Origin of the sequence: Streptomyces sp. NBC_00525 (assembly GCF_036346595.1) — a bacterium.
Taxonomy (GTDB): Bacteria; Actinomycetota; Actinomycetes; order Streptomycetales; family Streptomycetaceae; genus Streptomyces.
This window is the reverse complement of the sequence record NZ_CP107834.1, coordinates 1-18616: the sequence shown is the minus strand read 5'-3', so window position 1 is coordinate 18616 and position 18616 is coordinate 1. Positions and strand designations below refer to the sequence as shown.

At 68.7% G+C, this 18616-nt stretch carries 15 protein-coding genes and 2 pseudogenes; 7 read left to right on the top strand and 10 right to left on the bottom strand.

Annotation, left to right across the window (positions count from 1 at the left end; genetic code table 11):
- Positions 1–2: 2 nt before the first annotated feature.
- Genes OG710_RS00085 through OG710_RS00070 form a run of 4 tightly spaced genes read left to right on the top strand, consistent with a single transcriptional unit; the run spans position 3 to position 6274 of the window.
- Positions 3–1136 (top strand): hypothetical protein, encoded by a 1134-nt coding sequence (locus OG710_RS00085; protein WP_330237485.1) that lies wholly within the window; start codon positions 3–5, stop codon positions 1134–1136.
- The gene (locus OG710_RS00080) at positions 1133–2623 is read left to right on the top strand and encodes a hypothetical protein (RefSeq protein ID WP_330237484.1); all 1491 of its coding nucleotides are present in this window, start codon (positions 1133–1135) and stop codon (positions 2621–2623) included. Before OG710_RS00085 ends, OG710_RS00080 begins: the two co-directional genes overlap by 4 nt.
- Positions 2620–3948, top strand: a complete 1329-nt coding sequence (locus tag OG710_RS00075; protein ID WP_330237483.1) for an AAA domain-containing protein — start codon at positions 2620–2622, stop codon at positions 3946–3948. The genes OG710_RS00080 and OG710_RS00075 overlap by 4 nt, the downstream gene beginning before the upstream one ends.
- Positions 3949–3964: 16 nt before the next feature.
- Positions 3965–6274 (top strand): DEAD/DEAH box helicase, encoded by a 2310-nt coding sequence (locus OG710_RS00070; protein WP_330237482.1) that lies wholly within the window; start codon positions 3965–3967, stop codon positions 6272–6274.
- A 1327-nt stretch (positions 6275–7601) separates the two neighbouring features.
- On the opposite strand, the gene OG710_RS00060 is transcribed toward OG710_RS00070, so the two are convergent.
- Positions 7602–9248 (bottom strand): serine/threonine protein kinase, encoded by a 1647-nt coding sequence (locus tag OG710_RS00060; protein WP_330237481.1) that lies wholly within the window; start codon positions 9246–9248, stop codon positions 7602–7604.
- A gap of 364 nt (positions 9249–9612) precedes the next feature.
- Here OG710_RS00060 and OG710_RS00055 point away from each other — a divergent pair, with 364 nt between their 5' ends.
- Entirely contained in the window at positions 9613–9966 is a 354-nt protein-coding gene (locus tag OG710_RS00055; protein WP_330237480.1) for an SDR family oxidoreductase, read from the top strand.
- 31 nt (positions 9967–9997) lie between these two features.
- Positions 9998–10330, top strand: coding sequence for an NUDIX hydrolase (locus tag OG710_RS00050; protein ID WP_330237479.1), 333 nt, complete (start codon positions 9998–10000; stop codon positions 10328–10330).
- A 517-nt stretch (positions 10331–10847) separates the two neighbouring features.
- Here the strand turns inward: OG710_RS00050 and OG710_RS00045 are convergent.
- The 6 genes and pseudogenes from OG710_RS00045 to OG710_RS00025 all read right to left on the bottom strand — a co-directional run bounded on the left by OG710_RS00045 (position 10848) and on the right by OG710_RS00025 (position 14634).
- A complete protein-coding gene (locus OG710_RS00045) occupies positions 10848–11357 on the bottom strand; it encodes an Lsr2 family DNA-binding protein (RefSeq protein ID WP_330237478.1) in 510 nt (169 codons plus the stop codon).
- 586 nt (positions 11358–11943) lie between these two features.
- Positions 11944–12806 (bottom strand): annotated as a pseudogene (locus OG710_RS00040) (GNAT family N-acetyltransferase); the annotation flags it as partial.
- Between the two features lie 89 nt (positions 12807–12895).
- The gene (locus OG710_RS00035; protein ID WP_330242111.1) at positions 12896–13060 is read right to left on the bottom strand and encodes a hypothetical protein; all 165 of its coding nucleotides are present in this window, start codon (positions 13058–13060) and stop codon (positions 12896–12898) included.
- A gap of 357 nt (positions 13061–13417) precedes the next feature.
- Entirely contained in the window at positions 13418–13960 is a 543-nt protein-coding gene (locus tag OG710_RS31230; protein ID WP_443064208.1) for a radical SAM protein, read from the bottom strand.
- 22 nt (positions 13961–13982) lie between these two features.
- Entirely contained in the window at positions 13983–14111 is a 129-nt protein-coding gene (locus tag OG710_RS31225; protein WP_443064207.1) for a hypothetical protein, read from the bottom strand.
- Between the two features lie 193 nt (positions 14112–14304).
- Positions 14305–14634 carry a hypothetical protein gene (locus OG710_RS00025; RefSeq protein ID WP_330237477.1) on the bottom strand — a complete coding sequence of 110 codons (330 nt, stop codon included), beginning with the start codon at positions 14632–14634 and terminating at the stop codon, positions 14305–14307.
- A 327-nt stretch (positions 14635–14961) separates the two neighbouring features.
- Between OG710_RS00025 and OG710_RS00020 the strand changes: the two are divergent.
- Positions 14962–16307 (top strand): annotated as a pseudogene (locus OG710_RS00020) (hypothetical protein).
- On the opposite strand, the gene OG710_RS00015 reads toward OG710_RS00020, so the two are convergent.
- The 3 genes from OG710_RS00015 to OG710_RS00005 all read right to left on the bottom strand — a co-directional run.
- On the bottom strand, positions 16285–16818 hold the full coding sequence (locus OG710_RS00015) for an NUDIX hydrolase (protein ID WP_330237476.1): 534 nt from the start codon (positions 16816–16818) through the stop codon (positions 16285–16287). The pseudogene OG710_RS00020 and the gene OG710_RS00015 overlap by 23 nt on opposite strands.
- A gap of 448 nt (positions 16819–17266) precedes the next feature.
- Positions 17267–18148 carry a hypothetical protein gene (locus tag OG710_RS00010; protein WP_330237475.1) on the bottom strand — a complete coding sequence of 294 codons (882 nt, stop codon included), beginning with the start codon at positions 18146–18148 and terminating at the stop codon, positions 17267–17269.
- A 246-nt stretch (positions 18149–18394) separates the two neighbouring features.
- Positions 18395–18616: hypothetical protein (locus tag OG710_RS00005; RefSeq protein ID WP_330237474.1), on the bottom strand; the 222-nt coding region annotated here is incomplete at its 5' end.

Genomic DNA, 18616 nt, shown 5'->3' with positions numbered 1-18616 from the left:
TCGTGAGTCTGCTCAACGACCGGCTCGACGCGCTGCGCGGCCCCGTCCTCGCCAAAGGACACGACGCCCGCACCCTCGCGGCCCTGACCACCAATCCCGGCTGCACCCGCCGGGCCCTGTTGGACGCCGCCGGCGTCGACAAGGACGCCATCGCCGTCCACCTGGGAAAGCCCCGCCCACTCGCCAAATCCGCTCTCGCCCTCAGGAGCGGGGCCGTCTTCGAGCAGCAGGTAAAAGCCGACGGCGGCGCCGAACTCCTTCGCCTGCTGCGCGAAATCCTCGGCCTGCCGCTGCCCGAGGCCGCCCACACCGACCTCGCCAACGTCGGCACCCAGGACGCCTCCCTGCAGGTCCGCCACGCCTACACCCGCACCGCCATCCTGGAAGCCGTCCGCTCCACCAGCCCGGCCCGCACGCTGCTGGACCATCCCATCCTGCAGCTGACCGTCGCAGGCAACCCCGTCTACCTCGAACCCGACGTCGTCGCCTTCCAGGTCGACGGCGTCTTTCACATCGTCGAGATCAAGTCCTTCGCCGTCGTCGACGGCCAAGCCGACCCGGCCAAAGTAGCCGCAGCCGTCACCCAGGCCGCCGCCTACATCCTCGCCCTGCGAGAACTGCTGGACAGTGAGGGCATCGACCAGAACAAGGTCTCCGACGACGTCATCCTCGTCATGCCCCGCAACTTCAGCCGCCGCGCCACCGCCAGTGTGGTCGACGCCCGCAAGAAAGTCGCCTCCCTCACCCGCCAGCTGAGCCGGCTCACCCGCATCGAACCCCTCCTGGACACGCTGCCGCCCCACATCACGTTCGACCTCGCCCCCGACCAGGACAACCGGCCCACCCGCGACCCCAAAGCACTCGCGGAAGCCCTGCAGAGCACCGCAGCCCGCTACACCCCCACCTGCCGCCACTTCTGCGACCTTGCCTACGTGTGCCGCAGCGAGGCCCGCGAAGAAGGCTCCATCGACGTCCTGGGCACCGCCGTCCGCGACGACCTCGGCGGCATCGACCACATCACCACCGCTCTGCGCCTGTCCGACGGCACCCGCGAACCCTCCCCCGACCAGAGCGACCTGGCCGCCGCACTGCAGCACGCCCACGCCGTTCACACCCAACTACGGGAGTCCGCATGAGCATGCTCACCAGCCTGCTGCGCCTCAAGGCAGCCGAAACCGAACAGGCCCAGGACGCCAGCACCATCCGCCACTTCCACCTCACCGAGCGGCCCCTGATCGTCCTGCCGCTCAACCGCTCCGGCACCGAAGCAACCCCGCTGGCCGTCATGTACGGCGACGACCAGGCCCACCCGAACCTGCTCATCGCACCCCCGCGCGGCAGACCCACCGCATTCCTGGACGACCTGGCCGCCGGCATTCTCACCTACATCGACAGCTTCCCCGACACCGAACGCCTCCCCGCCCGCGGCGCCAAACCCGCCCGCCAGCGCCACACCCACGCCCCCCAACTCCTCGTCGCCAACCGCAAGTCCGTTCGCTACCTCGACCGGCTGGGCCGCGCTCTGCGCTTCACCGACACACCCGAGACGGCCGACCCGGCCCGCAGCGTCGGCCGCCTGGGCCAATGGTTGACCTTCTTCGCCGAACACGCCGAACACCCCGGTTCCGCCCTGCTGCTGGCCCTGACCGACCTGCTGACCACCCACTGGGTCACCGGCCAAAGCCCCCTGGAGGACGAACACCTCGCCACCCTCCTGGCCTGGATCAACCCACCGCCCGGCACCACCGGCCTGCACGCGGCCCTCGCCGCCGAAGCCCCTCACCGTCAGCCCGCCGGCCCGGCCACCGACCCCTCGTTCGACACCATCGAACTCGACCCCCTCCTCAAGGCCTTCGGCACCGCCGCCGAGGAAGGAAACACCGCCGCCATGACCCGGCACACCCAACGGCTGCACGACCTTCTGCACACCTATCTGACCCCCACCTGGGACGACGCCTGGGACGCTCTGGCCCTGCTGCGCAGCCTGCCCCAGACCCCGGACGCCCACCGGCGCTGGGACGCCGACCGCGACCGCTTCACCTCCTTCAGCACCTACCTCGCCGACGACGGCCGCCCCCAGCCCATCAAGGACGACGCGGTCTCCGCCGCCCGCCGCCTGGCCCGCCTGGAACAGGCCGCCGGCGCCTTCGAAGCACGCCGCGCACTGGAAGACCCCTTTATCATGGCCGAGCGGCGCACCACCGGAGAAGCACTGGCCGGCATCGTCATCGACACCGACCCCGACCGCACCATCACCGGCCCCACCGGCCGCCTCCAGCTCTGGCCACGCTTCACCCTGCACACCACCGACCCCGTACGCCTGGACGTCGGACACCTGCTGACCAGCCCACACAACCCCCGCGTGCACCTGGCCATCCGGGACATCACACCGCGCGACGGCGGCACCGACCTCCTGCTCGAGGTCACGACACAAAAGGGCACCGTCGCCAAACCCAACCGCACGTCCGTACCCGCCGTCGGCGACCACCTCCAGCTCACCCTCGCACCTGAGTTCTTCCGGCAGCCGCCCTTCCCCAGCCGCGACAACACCCCCTGGACCCACGGCGGCCCCCAGCACGACCACCCCGCCGCCCTGGACGAGGCCGAGGAGACCCAGCCATGAACCCGCCCGCACCCTCACCCGCCGAGATGGCTGCCGCGGCCGTCGACGGCGTCCTTGACACGCTCGCCGCCGGCAACGACCAGGCCCTCGTCGTCGACTCGCCGCCCGGCGCCGGGAAATCCACTCTGGTCGCCCAAGCCGCCCACACCCTCGCCGCAGCAGGCGAACGGTGCATCATCATCGCCCAGACCAACCACCAGGTCGACGACCTTCTCATCCGCCTCGCCGACCCCCAAACCCCTCAGCTGCGCCTGGGACGCCTGACCGGACACACCTACCAGGTCCCCGACCGTATCTACGGCCTGACGGGCACAACCATCAGCACGGACATCAAAGATGTCCTCGCCTGCGACGTCATCGTGGCAACCGCCAAAAAATGGGCGAACGTCGACGGCCCCCGCTGGCGGTGGGCCATCATCGACGAGGCCTACCAGATGCGCTCCGACGCCCTGCTACTGATCGCCAAGCTCTTCGAACAAGCCCTCTTCGTCGGAGACCCCGGCCAGCTCGACCCGTTCTCCACCATCCACACCCCCCGCTGGATCGGCCTGCCCCACGACCCCATGAACAGTGCCGTCACCGTCCTGATGAACCACAACGACGCCACCATCCACAGGCTCCCCGTCTCCTGGCGCCTTCCGACCTCCGCGGCAAGCCTTGTCGCCCGCGCCTTCTACCCCTTCAACCCTTTCCAAGCCGGCACCGCCCCCCAGACACGCAGCCTGCACTTCACCACCAGCGGCATGCGCAGCACCCTCGACGACACCATCGAGGAGGCCGCCCGCTCCGGCTGGGCCCTGCACGAGCTGCCGCCCCGACACACTGCCCGCACCGACCCCGAAGCCGCCCGCGCCACCGTCGCCCTGGCCGCCCGGCTGCTGGACCGCGGCGCCCAAGCCGTGTGCGAGAAGCATCCCTCCGGACGCGAACTCGAAGCCCAGGACATCGCCATCGGCACGGCTCACCGCGAACAGGCCCGCCTCATCCAGCAACTCCTCAACCGCACCCCCCGCACCCACGGCGTACGCGCCGACACCGCCAACCGCCTCCAGGGCCGCGAATACGCGATCACCATCGTCTTGCACCCCCTGTCCGGGCGCCGCGACTCCTCCGCCTTCCACCTCGAAGCCGGACGTCTGTGCGTGCTCGCCTCACGCCACCGGCACGCCTGCATCGTCGTCGCCCGCTCCGGCATCGCCGACCTCCTCGACAGCCACCCCTCCAACGACCCCGTCCACCTCGGCGTCCCCGCGAAATTCCCCGACGGCTGGGAAGCCAACCAGCACGTCCTCGCCCACCTGACCCACCACCGCGTCCGAGCCTGACGACCGGCAGGAGAACATGCCGCCCACCCCCATGGACCTGCGACCGCATCAGAAGGAAGCCGTCACAGCAGCCGTCAACACACTCCGCACCCACCCCAGGGCCAGCGTGATCGCCGCCTGCGGCACCGGCAAGACCCTCATCGCTGCCCGCACCGCAAGCCGCCTCACCCCCCGAGGCCGCGTCATGCTGCTCGTCCCCACCCTGGACCTGCTGTCCCAGACGGCCCGCTCCTGGCAGGCAACAGGCCGCAAAGGCACAGCGGTCGCCGTCTGCTCGGCACGGCAGGCAATCGACCGCACACCGACCGGCGACCTGCCGATGACCACCAGCCCCGCCGAGCTCACCGCCCTGACCAGTCAGAGCACGGGCGAGCCAGTCACGGTCTACGCCACCTACGCCTCCCTGCCCACGGTTATCGCCGCCCATCAGAGCCACGGCCTGCCCCCATGGGATCTGGTGATCGTCGACGAGGCCCACCGCACCGCCGGCCGCCTCGGCAAAGCCTGGGCCGGTATCCACCACGACGAACAGGTCCCCGCAGCCCGCCGGCTCTATCTCACCGCCACGCCCCGCGTCTGGGATCCAGACCAAGACCGAGCCGAGGTCCCCGTCGCCTCCATGGACGACGAATCCCTCTTCGGCCCTGTCGCCTACCGGCTGTCCCTGTCCGACGCCATCGACCTCGGTTTGCTCGCCGACTACCAGATTCTCGTTCCCGTTGTCGACGACACCACCCTGCGCGACTGGCTTGCCACCAGCCCCGGCGCCGGTGTCGACGGCCTGCGCCTCGCAGGCCGCCAAGTCGCCGTCCTCAAAGCCATCCACGACCACAAGCTGCGCCGCGTCCTGACCTTCCACCACCGCGTCGCCGATGCCCGAGCGTTCGCCACCACCCTCCCCGACACCGCAGCCGCCCTCCCCACCGACCTGCAGCCCGACGGCCTGTGGTCGCAATGGATCAGCGGCACCCACCCACCCCGCGTCCGGCGCCGAATTCTCCTCGACTTCGCCGCCCACACCCACCCCGAGCAACCTGCGGTCCTGGCCAATGCCCGCGTCCTCGGTGAAGGCATCGACGTCCCCTCCATCGACGCCGTCGTCTTTGCCGACCCCAAGAACAGCCCCGTCGACACCGTCCAGGCCGTCGGCCGCGCCCTACGCCAGCAACCCGGTGCGAACAAGAAGGCCACCCTGATCGTCCCCGTCTACCTCACCCCCGACGAAAACCCCGACGACCTCCTCGGCGCCGACGCCTACACCCCGCTGTGGCGCACCATCCAAGCCCTCCGCGCCCACGACGGCCGCCTCGAAGCACGCCTCGCCGACCCCCGCACCCACCGTCCCACCCTCACCGGCGACGATCCCGGACACTGGCTCCACTTCGACCGCCCCACCCAGGCCGACGAAGTCGCCCTCGCCCTCACCCTGCGCGTCCTGAAACCAAAGAGCGCTGAATGGCGCCGCGGCCTGGGCGCAGCCCGCCGCTACCACCGCACCCATCACCACCTCGACATCCCCCAGATCTACGAGGACCCGACGGGCTTCGCCCTGGGGCGCTGGCTCACCTGGCAACGACACCTCCACAACCAAAACGCCCTCGACCCCGCACGCACTCACGCCCTCGAACAACTCGGCATCATCTGGAACCCCCACCAACAAGCCTGGGACCGCGGCCTCGCCCACGCCGCCGCCTACGCCTCCGCCCACGGCCACCTCGCCGCCCCCGTCGACCACCACGAGCCCGAAACCGGGTTCGCCCTCGGCCGCTGGCTCGCCACCCAACGCAAACGGGCAGCCCAGCTCACTCCTGCCCGCACCCACGCCCTGACAGGCCTCGACCCGCACTGGAACCCGGCCTGGCCCCTGACATGGCAACGCAGCTACCACGCCGCCCGCCACCATCAGGAGGCCGGTCACATCCTCACCGATGTCCCGCGGACCTTCGTCACCCCCGAAGGCATCCGCCTAGGGGAGTGGCTCCGCACCCAGCGCAGCACACCACCCACCCACCCTGGCCAGCTCCGCCTCCTGCAAGACCTGGGGCTGCACACCACCACACCGCCCTCGACGCCACAGCCCCCGCTCACCGCACGAGAACAGTCCTTCCGGCGTGGACTGGAAGCAGCAACTGTCTTCCTCGCCAGAGAAGGCCACCTGAACGTGCCCCAGCGCCACATCGAGCACCTCGCCGAAGGGCCAGTACGTCTTGGGCAGTGGCTCACCAACGCCCGGCGCCGGTGGGACCGCCTCCCACCAGAACGCCGCCTGACACTCACAGAACTGGGCATCCAGCCGTCCGCGCCCGGCCCAGGGACGCACCAGTGAACCAGGCATCGGCCTCTCGATCTGCTCCCCCGCATCCCCCCATGACAACGTGTCGAGCTGGCGGTACCGGGGGCCGATGGAGGGAAGAGCAGCACATGAGGAAGGCCGTCCCAAGGAGCCGGGCCCCAACCCCTTTGTGGGAAAGGACCCGGCGCAGGTTGCGCGTCAGAAGGACCCAGCGTGTTCGTGCATGTCCGGTGCACGGCCATCGCGCACGCCCCTGTGCGCGGATCAGTTCTCGAGCTGAAGGCGGGCTTCTGCCTTCTTGGTACGGGGGGAAGGACATGTCGAAATTGGTGCGCGTTCCCCAGCCGCATGCATCCGCGCTATCACCCCCGCCGTTGCCGGCGTGCACGTGGACGAAGGCGCAGTCGCCATCGGCGCGGGTGTCCTCGACCCAGCCGTAGACCTTGAGCGTGTTGCCGGAGCAGCTCAGCGTCCAGTGCGCTTCTGCGCCAGGGATCACAGGTGAGGCGGAGGACGGGCAGGTGGCCGCGCTCGCAGGGCCGGCGGCGGTCAGGGCGGAGAGAAACGTCTTACCGAAAGCCATGTGCGGGGATCCTTTCCAGGTAGAAGCACGAGGACTGTTACGGGGCGGGGGTGTAGTGGCCGATCGTGTCCTCGCACGGCCCGTCGGCGTACAGGTGAGGGCATCCGCTTCACCCTGGTCGGCCTTTTGACGGTTGGCCCGCGCAGTCACCGCCACCAGGCTGGTGGCCGCGTCCTGGTCGTTGGCGTAAGCCTCCCGCCGGGCAGCGGTCCAGGAGCTCGCGCCGGAGTCCCAGGCCTCGGCGAGCGGGACCATGTGGTCGATGTCGAGCTTGCCGAGGCCGGTGACCTCCTGGCCGTCGTAGTAGGAGATCCACCGACCACCAGCGAGCTTGCAGCCGGCCGAGACCACTGGAGACTCGACCGCTTCGGAAAGCAGGACCTCCGCGCGCGTATTACAGCCGTCGGCGGGGTCAAGGCCGGAGTTCCAGTGCTTGAACTTCGTCCGCCCATAGCCGTCGCGGGACTCGTCGACGACCGGGATCTGCCCGATCACAGCGGGCGAGAGACAGCACCTCGGCAGCAGCTGGTGCCTATGCTGCCGCGGGGTGGGGGAGAGCAAGCGGAGTCAGGGCGAGGGAGAGCACGGCGAGACCACGCACCATGTTCTTGATCACGACCGCAGAGATAGCGGTCACGGTCGCCAGGGCCGAGATGATCCGGGGGTGAGTCAGTCTCCTGGAGTAACAGGTTCACCAGGGAAACGATCAGCCTCGGCTCCTTGGCAGGCTGTCCTGCGGGTGCCTTTCGTGGTCCGTGTTCGCCGGATACGACCTGCTCAGACGCGGCAGTTCATGCCGTTGGTGACTTCGCGGAAGCTGGCGATCACGGGATTGGCCATGGACTCCCGGTAGATGACAACGACCCGCCCGTAGGACCAGGTGATGTCAGTGCGCAGCTTGTCGTTGCCCTGGGTACAGCCGGTGTACATCCCGCCGCGGGCGAGGTCGGTGTAGTCGCCGCCGTTCTCCCACACCGCTGTCGAGGGGCCGACGGTGAGGAACATGGTCTGGGCCTCAGGATTGAACGTCACCTGCACCCCTTCGGGCAGCGCCCACTCGTCGCGGAGGAATGTCTTGAGTTCCTCGTTGATGGAAGCGGCGATGCCGCGTTCGGAGGCGGTCATCGCATCGCGAGCGGCCGACCACTCCCCGATGGTGGGCTCGGCATAGTCGCTGCGTGTGTAGGCGGGCTGAGGCTCGCCCGTCGGAGCGGTGGCTGTGGGCTCCGGCGTGGCGGGGGCGGGACTGCCGGCCGCGGTGACCGCTGATGCGGTATGCGCCGGGGCTGCGGAACTCGTAGGAGGAGTGGCGACTGCAGCGGCGGACGATGAGGACACCGACGGGGAAGCAGCCGGAAGAGCGGGAGCAGCGGCAGCCGAGGGCGTCTGTCGCCCCACGGCCGTGGATGCGTACACGGCCGTGGCCGCAACGCCGAGAACAACAACAACGGCTGTCGCAGCGATGTAACTGCCTTTGCGTGCCCGGCCGGCCCGGCCGGTCGGCCAGACGGTCTCATGAGCGGGCGGCGGACTCCAGTGATCGGAGACCAGCCCGTCGACCAGCACGGGCACCGAAGCGTCCTGTGGCAGAACCTGGGTGCTTTCCTTTGAGAGCAGCTTTGCGCACGCGCCGCTCAGAGACTGCGCCGTGGGGCGGTCGCCTGCCTCTTTCGACATCGCTTCCGTCACGAGGCGGGCAAGGTCCTCGGGCAGGCCGGCGAGATCGGGGTCCTGCGACATCACACGGAAGGCGACCGTGTCCGGAGCCCCGGTTCCGAACGGGTGGCGCCCGGTTCCGGCGTAGGAGACGAGGGCACCCCAGGCGAACACGTCGGACTCAGGACCGATGCTGCCCGTGCGGTACTGCTCGGGGCTGATCCAGCCAGGGGTGCCGGTCAGGACGCCCGTCCGGGTGACCGAGGTCCCGTCGAAGGCATGCGCGATCCCGAAGTCGAGGAGGCGTGGACCGCTGGGGGAGAGGATCACATTGCCGGGCTTGATGTCACGGTGGATCACACCGGCCTCGTGGACCGATGCCAGCGCGGTGGCGGTGCCCGCGGCGAACGCGTGGAGCACGGCACCGTGGAGAGGGCCGTGCGCGGCGATGTGCTGCTGCAGCGTCGGGCCCGGTACGTAGGGTGTGGCGAGCCATGGACGCTCGGCCTCGCAGTCGGCCGCGACTACAGGCACGAGACACGGTCCGCTCACCCTGCTTGTCAGCGCTACCTCACGCCGGAACCTGGCACGGAACTCCTCGTCCTCGGCCTGAGCCGGATGGACGACCTTCACCGCCAGACGGTTGCCGCTGGAGTCCAGGGCGGCGTGGACGGTACCCATCCCTCCCGCTCCCAGACGGCCCACTATTCGGTACGGGCCGACACGAGCAGGGTCCCCGGGAAGGGAGGGGAGGATATGGGCAGTCACGCGGGTTCCCTCTCAGGCCGGGCCTCTGGCGATGGATCCTATGTCCCGCCTCGAACGGGCGAACAACCAACTGGACGAGCCGCATCCCGTAGAGGCAAGCCGTGACCTCATCTATGGGCGACACGACACGTCTCGACTTACATGAGGTGCAACGCGAAAGGGCCCTGGCCTGCAGAGGTTCCGCAGGCCAGGGCCCCTTTCGTTGGTGGCGGCTCAGCTTCGCGCTGTGCGCGAGCGAGCCGGCGGCGGCTGCCCCGACGATGCGCCCGGAGGTAACCGTCTGCTCCTCACGCCGATTGCACTGCTGGGGGATGCCCGAGTCCACAGAAGCAGCTTCTGAATCGCTTTGAGTACATTGTTCTGCTTGACCTTGGACAATGCAGGCAGCATCAACGCCCAAGCCGGCCGGACGAACCTCGTCGCCTACAGCACTGCGAAAGCCGGGCTGCTGGGCCTGACCCGCTCCTTCGCCCGTGAACTGGGCCCGTACGGGATCTGCGTCAACACGGTGATGCCCGGGGTCATCCAGGTCGAGGCCGAGAGTACCCTTCCCGCCCAGTACCGTGCGCGGCCGGAGGACCAGATCAAGTACCAGTGCGTCCCGCGCCGTGGCCGACCCGAGGGCGTCGCGGCCCTGGTGGCGTTTCTCGTGGGACCCTCCGCCTCGTTCATCACGGGGCAGTCCGTCCACGTCGACGGCGGCTGGCTGCTCCACTGAAGACCGTCAACGAGCAAGAAGAGGAACCGAGATGATCGAACGAGTCCGTGCCGTCCTCGTCACCCCCGACGACACGGTGCTGGTCATCCGCCGCACCAGGCCCGGCATCCCCGAGTACTGGGTTCTGCCCGGCGGCGGCGTCGAGCCCGGCGACGCGTCGCGGGAGGCGGCCCTCCACCGGGAGATCCACGAGGAGATCGCGGGGAAGGCCGACATCGTCCGCCTTCTCCACACGATGGGGTCCGACGACGAGCGCCAGTTCTTCTACCTCGGCCGCATCGCGACCTGGTCCTTCGAGGACCGCACCGGCCCGAGTTCAGCGCCAAGGGCCGCGGCGCATACGCGCTGGAGGAGGTCCCGCTGACCGCAGAGGGGCTCGATGACATCGACCTCAAGTCCGAGGAGATCGCCCACGTTCTGCGGGGAGCCATCGGCGCCGGAAGCCTCAGAGCCTGGGTGTCGCTCTGAGCCTTCGAACACATCAACACACCACCAGGGCGACCCTGAGACGATTCGGTCCTGGTGATCTGACGCCCACCTCGATCCAGCGGCCGACACGGAGGCGTCCGGCGACGGCCTTGCGGGCGGGCAAGTTGCTGGGGGAAGGGGACTTGGGCATGGGCGAGCTGTTCGGTACTGCGGATCAGACGGTGTACTGCTTGTGCGGGACGCCGCGTCCCTACACTGCCTCGAAGGCTGCCGAGATCAGCTGACGACGTCGTGGTCCCTGTTGAACTTAGCTCGCCTGTGGCGACCACCCGCCCTGGCGGCCCCGCTGCATGATCATGTCGACGAGATCACCACCGGAGTCACGTTCCTGCCCGATTGATCCGGGAGGTAGAGGGAGTGGTCATCACGGCAACGGCAGGGGCTGGCGTGTGTCAGCTGGGATGCTCCTGCTTCCATGCCTCGATGACTTCGATGGGGACTCGTCCGCGTTCGGGCAGGTCGTATCCGTTGGCGTTGGCCCAGTCACGGATGGTGCGTGTGCTGACGGACGTCCTGGCGGCTGCGGCCGGTGGGCTGCTTTCGGTGAAGGCGGCGCCGTGGTCGAGGTCAAGGTGCCGTTGTAGGTGAACCAGGGCGCGCGCAGGGCCGTCGTTGACGGCGACGGTCCACTCGTCCGGGGTGTCGGCGGGCTGGGTGACCCAGAAGAGGTAGTCCCCGTTGCCGGTGACTCCCATGGCGAAAAGGTCCTCGGGGGAGTGCGGCAGCTGCAAGGGGTGCCGGGCGGCCTGCCGGACCTCCTCGATCTGCCCCCGCAGACGCGTCGGCACGGGGCCGGTCAGATCGGCCCATTCGCTGGGGGCATGTGGCTGGTAGAGGGTGATGAATCCGCAGAACTGGCCCGGTCCATATGCGGTGATGAGCTCCTTGTAGTCCTGGGGCAAGGCAAGGCCTTACCCAGCGTGTTTTCGACCTGCGGCCAGTCCGGAGCAGGGGGAAAGGCGGCAGGAGGCGGGCACAGCGTGGTCAGCGCGGTGAGAGAGGTCATCGGTTTCCTCGGTGGCTGAGGGCGGCGCCGGGGGCGGGGCTCAAGGTGGATGGCGCAAAACACCCGCAGTCTGATGAACGCAACAGGTCATGCGCTTACACAATCAGCGGGACCTGCGCAGCAAACCGTGAACGTCATCGCACATGCGACCGGGGCCCCAGGAGGTACGGGGGTAGGGCCTTGTGGAGCTCGGTACGTCACCATCGGCACCCATCGGCCACACTGTCGCGCATGCGCAGGGTGCTCGATGGATCGGGCTCCCAAGGCCCTGCCGACATCGATGCCCGTACCCTCCAGGCCCTCCACCTGTGCATGGACGAGAGGGCGCCGTCCACCTCGAAGAGCTGGCGGAGGGCGAAGCCGCTTCATGCACGCCTCGCACATGAGGAATGCGCCGAGGACAGGCTCACCAGTGTCGGGGCTTCGGCAGGTCGGCTGGCGTGGGCGGGATGTGGCCGTGCAACAGCCCGAGAACCAATGACTATGCCTGTGTGGTGAGTGAAGCCGAGGGAGGTGAGTCCTTCGGCTTGGCACAGCCGGTCGGAAGGGCCGTCGACTTCGGTCTGGAGGAGTTGGTAGGCGGCGCTGTGGGATTGTCCCCAGTGCATGGCGGCCCGCCACAGGGCGCGTCCGAGGCCCTGGCCTCGGGCCTCGGGGAGGACGGTGAAGTACTGGGGCATGAGCTGGGGGCGTCCGATCGCGTCGGGGCGTACTTCCATGGGGCCGATCGCCCCCACGATGCGGTCGTCGAGGGTGGCGGCGAGGACCGGGCCGCACCGGCCGCCTGCATCTGGGTGTGGAGGAAGGCCAGGCCGTCGGCGAGCATGGCCTTGGCGAACGGCGCGAAGGTCTCCTGCACGGCGGTCGGCCAGTCGGTGACAGGGCGGACCGGGTCGCCCGGGTCGGGGCAGGGGCTGCCGGTGAAGTCCTTGAGCTGGATGCGGGTGCCGCGCGGGTGTGCGCTCTCGGGGCCGAGTGGGCATACGACCCGGGCACCTGCCACGTCGTACCCGGCGGCGAGCTTCGCGGCCAGTTCGGCAGCCTCCTCCACGACGCTGTCGTGGAGCCGTAGGCGAAGACTTTCACGGTGCCGCGGCCGCGCCGGTTCAGGGTGGGGATGAGGGTGTGCTCGGGCTGGTGCACCACGTCCTCGCGGAGGACTTTCTCATCCTTCTCGCCGCCCCAGCGCCGGTCCTTGTCGTAGGGAAGGAAGCCCCCGGTGTCGGCCGCTCGCAGGGTGTCCCCGAACACGCTGACGGTCAGGGCATCGGGGTGGACAAGGACCGAGGGTCGGCACGATCGGCGCGGTCAGGTGGGGCCGGAGCCAGTCCCATCGGAAGAACATGAGCGGCACCCTAACGGTAAGCCGGGCAGGGCTCAGGCCCCGGACGCGAGTACGCCGGGGCCTGAGCGGAGTTGACCGGATCAGGTGGGTTAGTGGGGGTTGTCGTCCCCGGCGTCGCAGGAGCACTCCGCGCTCTCCACGATCGCTTCGAGGTCCTGGACGGCGGTGATCGATGCGGTCGCGACGGTCGGGGCGGCGCGGCGGGCCGAGGCGGGCGGGCCGGGGAGGATGGTCACCGGTACGGGCGGGGTCATGAGGGTTCTCCTTGTCTCCGTGCTGGCAGTAGCTGTGCAGCGGCGCCTTCGCCTCCTGGTAGTGCTTGGCCAGGGGGCGGCAGACCCGGCATGTGCCGGACAGGGCGCAGCCCTCGCACCCTCCGGTGCGAAGCATGAGGCGGTCGGCGATCGTGCCGAGCCGGGTGAGGCCGTTGATGCCCTCGGCCATGAGGTCGATCTGGTCGTCGCAGCCGACCTTGCAGATCGAGACCTTGGCGTGCGGGTCGGCGTGGAAGAAGGTGTGTCCCGCGTTGCATCCGGCGAACGGCTTGCGCTGGCGCAGGTGTGCGGCGGACTGGGCGAGGAGCGATTCTCCGCCGCCGTAGATCGTGGGCATCATGTTCGTGTACGCGTGGTTCTCGACGTTCCACTCGCCGGCGAGGGCGGCCATCTCGTCGGCCTCGGAGGCGTGTCCTCGGTCACCACCACGTTGATCCGGGTGAGCGTGTCGAAGGGCTCCTCACTCGCCCCGTACATGCTGACCACCAGCCGGTAAGGTGGGCAGTTTTGAAAGAGCTTGAGGAGGTCCGGCCGCCAGAGCAGCGAGCCGTTGGTGGAGATGGTGAGCATCATCCCGGCCTGCCAGGCGTACCGGTAGGCGCCCTGGAAGTGGGGGTCCGTGGGTTCGCCGCCGGTGATCTGGAGCCAGAGGACGCCGGCCTCGCGCATGATGTCGAGCAGCCACACCTTGTCCTGCCAGCCGAGGCCGGAGAAGGGGCGCTCGCCGAGGTAGCAGTGCTTGCAGCCGAAGTTGCAGCCGAGGTTGATCTCCCAGGAGGCCCGGCAGTAGCGATACAAGGACGGCTCGCGCACCAGCACGGTGCCCTGCGCGGGGCAACCGCCCAGGTCCAGGCCCCACATGCCGGTGGCGGTCTGCACCGCCCAGGCGGGGAGGAGCGACTCACCGTCGGCGGCGGGCCTGGCGCAGGCCCTCGTAATGGTCGGCGGAGATGTGGGCGCCGGCCCTTGCACCGGGTTTGAGAAGAAGGTGTCCGTCGAGGAACGGGGAGGCGATCAGAGCGTGGGCCATCGGTGGCCTTCCTTCCGGATCACGGAGCGGGACAGCGAACGGGACTCCTGCCGGCCGGCGCGGCAGTGGATCTCTCCCAAGCCGTTGCAGGTGCCGCAGGTCTTGCCGGACGAGTTGGCGCCGCTGCCACCGCATTCCCCGCACTGTTCGTTGCGAGGCGAGCGAGGGCGCCGGGTCTTGCGCAGGCTCGCGATCAGCTGGTGTACGAGACCCCCTCCAGGGCGTCTTCCCAGGTGTGCTGTGTGGTGTGGTCGGCGAACAGACAGCAGCCCTCACCATCAGGACCCGGGGCGGCCACCGGGCAGTCCGGCAGTACGACGAGTTCCGCCTCGTCCGTCCCGTGCCAGCGGAGCCACAGTGCGGTCCCGTACGCGCCGGCGTCGGTGAGGAGACCGAAGTGCTCACCTTCGTCGTGCGCGGACAGCTGGCACTGCACGGACCTGTCGACGTGCGGGGCGGCCGACTTCTCCCGCGCTTCCCGTGCCAGATCGAGGGGCACCCGGCGCCAGTGCACGCACCGCATCACGACACCATCCGGAGGGACGCGACGGCGTTCCGGGCCTGCTGCGAGCACCGGGGGGGGCAGAAGCACGGCGGGTAGCGGCCCAGGCTCTCCGGGGCCACCGGGTCCTCGCCCACGCGTACCTCCGTGAGAGGCCCCCACGTCTGGCCGGAGTCACGGGAGACCCCGCAACGTCATCCGCACGTCGTCCTGTCCGTTCACCATGGCCAGGAGCATCGCGATCCGCAGGCCCGGCCAGAAAGGCCAGGCGGATTACCCAACTTGGGTAACATCGCCCTCGGTTGACCAAGTGCAGCGATCCGTAGTCCTCATGCCGGAGCGTGCCCGATGCCCGAGCCATCTCGCTCGAAGGAACTCCCGGTCAGCCTGCTCACGGACGCAGTGATGATCGAGGCATGCCAGGCCAGAGACTTCGGCCGCATCTTTCAGCTAGTCAAGACACGGGCAGGCATCTATCCGTCGATGATCGCGCGCCGCTGCGACCTGACCCCGAGCCGCGTGGGCGAGGTGATCGCCGGACGGCGGCAGCTGCTGCACATGGACGTGATCGAACGGATCTCGGACGGACTGCGCATCCCCGGGCACATGCTCGGTCTTGCCCGCCGTTCCTGGAGACACCGCCCAGCCTGACGGTCATGCCCCGCCAACCGGCCGAAGTACCGGCCTCAACCGTCGAACCGCTGGTCGCCGGACTATCGGGGGCAGACGTCGACAGCATCCTCGCCCTGGCGGCCGAGCGGGATCTCAGCGCCTCGACACCGGAGGCGCTGCATTCGTCGATCGCGGACTACTGGCGCCGGGACGACGAGCACGGCGGCGAGACCTTACGGCCGGCGGTCGTCGGGCAGCTCCGCTACGTCGCCGACCACCTCAAGCAACAGCGCCCGGCTCCTCTGCGGAACGGTCTGCACAGCGTCGCGGCCGAGTTGGCCCGGCTCACCGGGTGGACCTACTTCGACGCGCGCCAGCACCACCAGGCACGCGCCTACTTCACCGAGTCCCTCGGTCTGGCCAAGGCCATCGACGACCGCCAGTTCATGGCCAACGTCCTCGCCTGCATGAGCCTCCAGGCCACCTACCAGGACAAGCCGGGCGGCGCCCTCGCGCTCGTCACGGCCGCCCAGGACCAGACCCGAGCGGCGGCGGGGACGACACCGCGCGTGCTGGCCATGCTCGCGATGCGCGAAGCCTTCGCCCACGCCACCCTCGGCAACCACGGCGCGACCCACACCGCGATCTCTGAAGCCCACACCCAGTTCGGACGGATCGGCACCGGTGATCCGGACCCGGCCTGAGTCGCCTACTTCGACGAGACGAAGCTGATCGCGGACACCGGCATCGCGCACGGCCACCTGGGCGAAGCCGCCCTCGCCGAACCCCTCATCGCGGACGCGCTACGCCGCGAGCACGCATCGAATCACCGGGGCCGCGCCTTCCACGCCTTCTGGCTCGCCCTCACCCAGCTCCAGCGCGGCAAACTCGATGAGGCGTGCCACACGGCCATGGACGCCCTGGCCCCGGCGGCGGCCGTCAGCTCGCGACGAGTCGCCGGCCACCTTCGGGAGTTCTACGAGGAGCTGGAGCCCTTCCGCCGGGAACCGGCCGCGGTGACGCTCGAGTTCCGGCTCCGGGAAGTGCTGCCCCGTCAGGTCAGCGGATCGCTTCGTCCATGAGGACGTGGAGCAGTCCGACCGGGGAGCCGCTGCTGACGATCTCGCGGCGGTCGATCATGCCCCGGACGTCGGCCAGCGGGATCCACTTGATCCGGTCCGACTCGTTCTTCTCGGTCGGCGGACCCTCGTACGTCGCCCCGTCGGCCCGGAAGACGTGGTGCTGGGAGTCGGTGATGCCGTTGGCCGGCTCGGCGTAGATCAGCGGCTTGATCGGGCCGGGCCGCCAGCCGGTCTCCTCCAGCACCTCACGGGCCGCTGCATCAGTAGGCGTCTCGCCCTCCTCGACCAGCCCCATGGGCAGCTCCCGCGCCCAGGCATCCGTGATGAAGCGGTGCCGCCACATCATGAGCACCTCGCGCCGCTCGTTGACAACGGCGGCCACGGCCAGGTGCCGGAGCTTGACGACGTGGTGCTCCCAGCGGTTCCCGTCCGGCGTCTCGACGTCGGTGAGCCACAGGTTTACCCAGCTGTTCTCGTAGATCGGACGTTCCCCATGGATCTTCCACTGCATTACTCCGGCCCTTCTCGATCGGCCTCCAGCATCGCAGAGCGAGCCCTGAGTTCCACCGGGGCTGGAGAAATTTATGTCAGAGTGACGAATATTCGGGCAGCGGCCCCATGACATTGCCCAGCGCTCAGGTCCATGCGCCGTGCCCCTCGTCTTCGCGGTGGATCTCCTGATGGCGGACGAGCAGCAGGCCAGCCGGACGCGGGGCGTTCCGCACGCCTCCAGGCGACCACCGTCAGTGCTTCCCGTGAGTCCATAGACAGCACCTCCTCTAATCGAAGCCGTCACTGCGGCCCCTACGTCTTGAAACCGAAGGCAGAAGAGGTTTTCTGCTACGGAATTTCAGGCAATGACTCCGGCTCCCTGTCCCACTGAGGGAGGTGGCGGCGATCTTGGGGAGTCGGGGCTGAGGAAACAACGGACCCCGACGACAGGACGTTGGTCCGGGAGATCAGGCCGATAAGGAGGAGCCGGAAACTGCCGAGGGGGTTGCCACGCTGACAGCGTTGCTCGCCCATGCCCTCAATCCATCAGGTTCGGTCGATGGCACCAGAGGTTGTGCCGAGCGGGCAGCTTCGACGAAGGGTGCGCGCAGGGAAGCGAACCGTTCCATGAGCGGATCGCGGACAGGGCCACCGATCATCCGGGACCAGGCAGCCGGCACGCGGTCGACGACTGCAAGAACACGGACCACATCACTCTCGGTCATGCACTGGCTCTCATGGAGGCAGTACTCCAGGAGGCCCCGGTCTCTCCACCGTTCCTCGTCCTCCCGTCCGGGCCACTCCAAGAGGAACTCCCACGCGACGAACGCTGCGCCGTGATGATCGTTGTCGCAGATCTCTGCATTGCAAGGGCACCAGCCGGACTCCAAAGCCCGTACAGCCGAACGGAGCACCGCTCTGTCCAGCGCAAGGTTCTCCAGCGTCCGACAAAAGTCCCGCAGTGCTTTCGCATGCCGCAGAAGTTCCGGCGGCCCCAGGAGCTCCAGAGGACCGAGGGCCGTCTCGACCGTCATACCGTGAGTGGCGACCCGATCTTGGCGCTCATCAGGAGCAAGATCGGGAAGCTGCTGGACGGTGCGCGCGAGTGCGTCAGAGGCCATCAGGAAGGCGGCAGATGTTTCGGCTAGCGCGGCCTGCCGGCGCAGCTCGAGCTCACCACACGTCTGGACACGTGCCGCAGCGATGGAGCCATTGACCTGGTTGACGCTCGAATCGACAGTTGCGTCTGCTGATTGCCTGCTGCTGCGCCTGGCCCACAAGGCGGCAATGAACGCGATAGGAGGGGTGAGGAACGCGGTGGCGACAGTGCCGAGATCTACCAGGTCCATGGGACCGATGCTGTCGGCCCGAGCCCGGGGTGCCAGTGCCATGGCAGATACTTGCCGCAAAATGACAGACCATGATCGTCCCCTGTCTCCTGACGTGTACACATGAGGCAGGTGTGAGGCGGCGCCATCGCGTGAGGTAGGCTTTTGCGCGCCAACGGGTTCTCCGAGAAGCCCGACGGCCGAGGCCGATCAACTGGTGCCGAGTAGGGCGCCCCAGAGGCCGGCTCCGGCGCACGTGCCAACCGCTCAGAGAGTACTGAGCGTCGCCTCAATGGCTTCAACGATGTCGTCGTGCGCTGCCGGAGCGATGCGCAGGCCCCGGCCCACCGGGACGGGCGCTTGCTCTGCGATGCGGTTAAGCACTCTGAGGAAGTTCTTGTCGGCGGTCAGGAACACATCACAGTCCGGCAGATGGGAGGCGTGCTGTACATCGCGAGGGTTGCCGCCGGTGACCTTCATGTCCGCCTG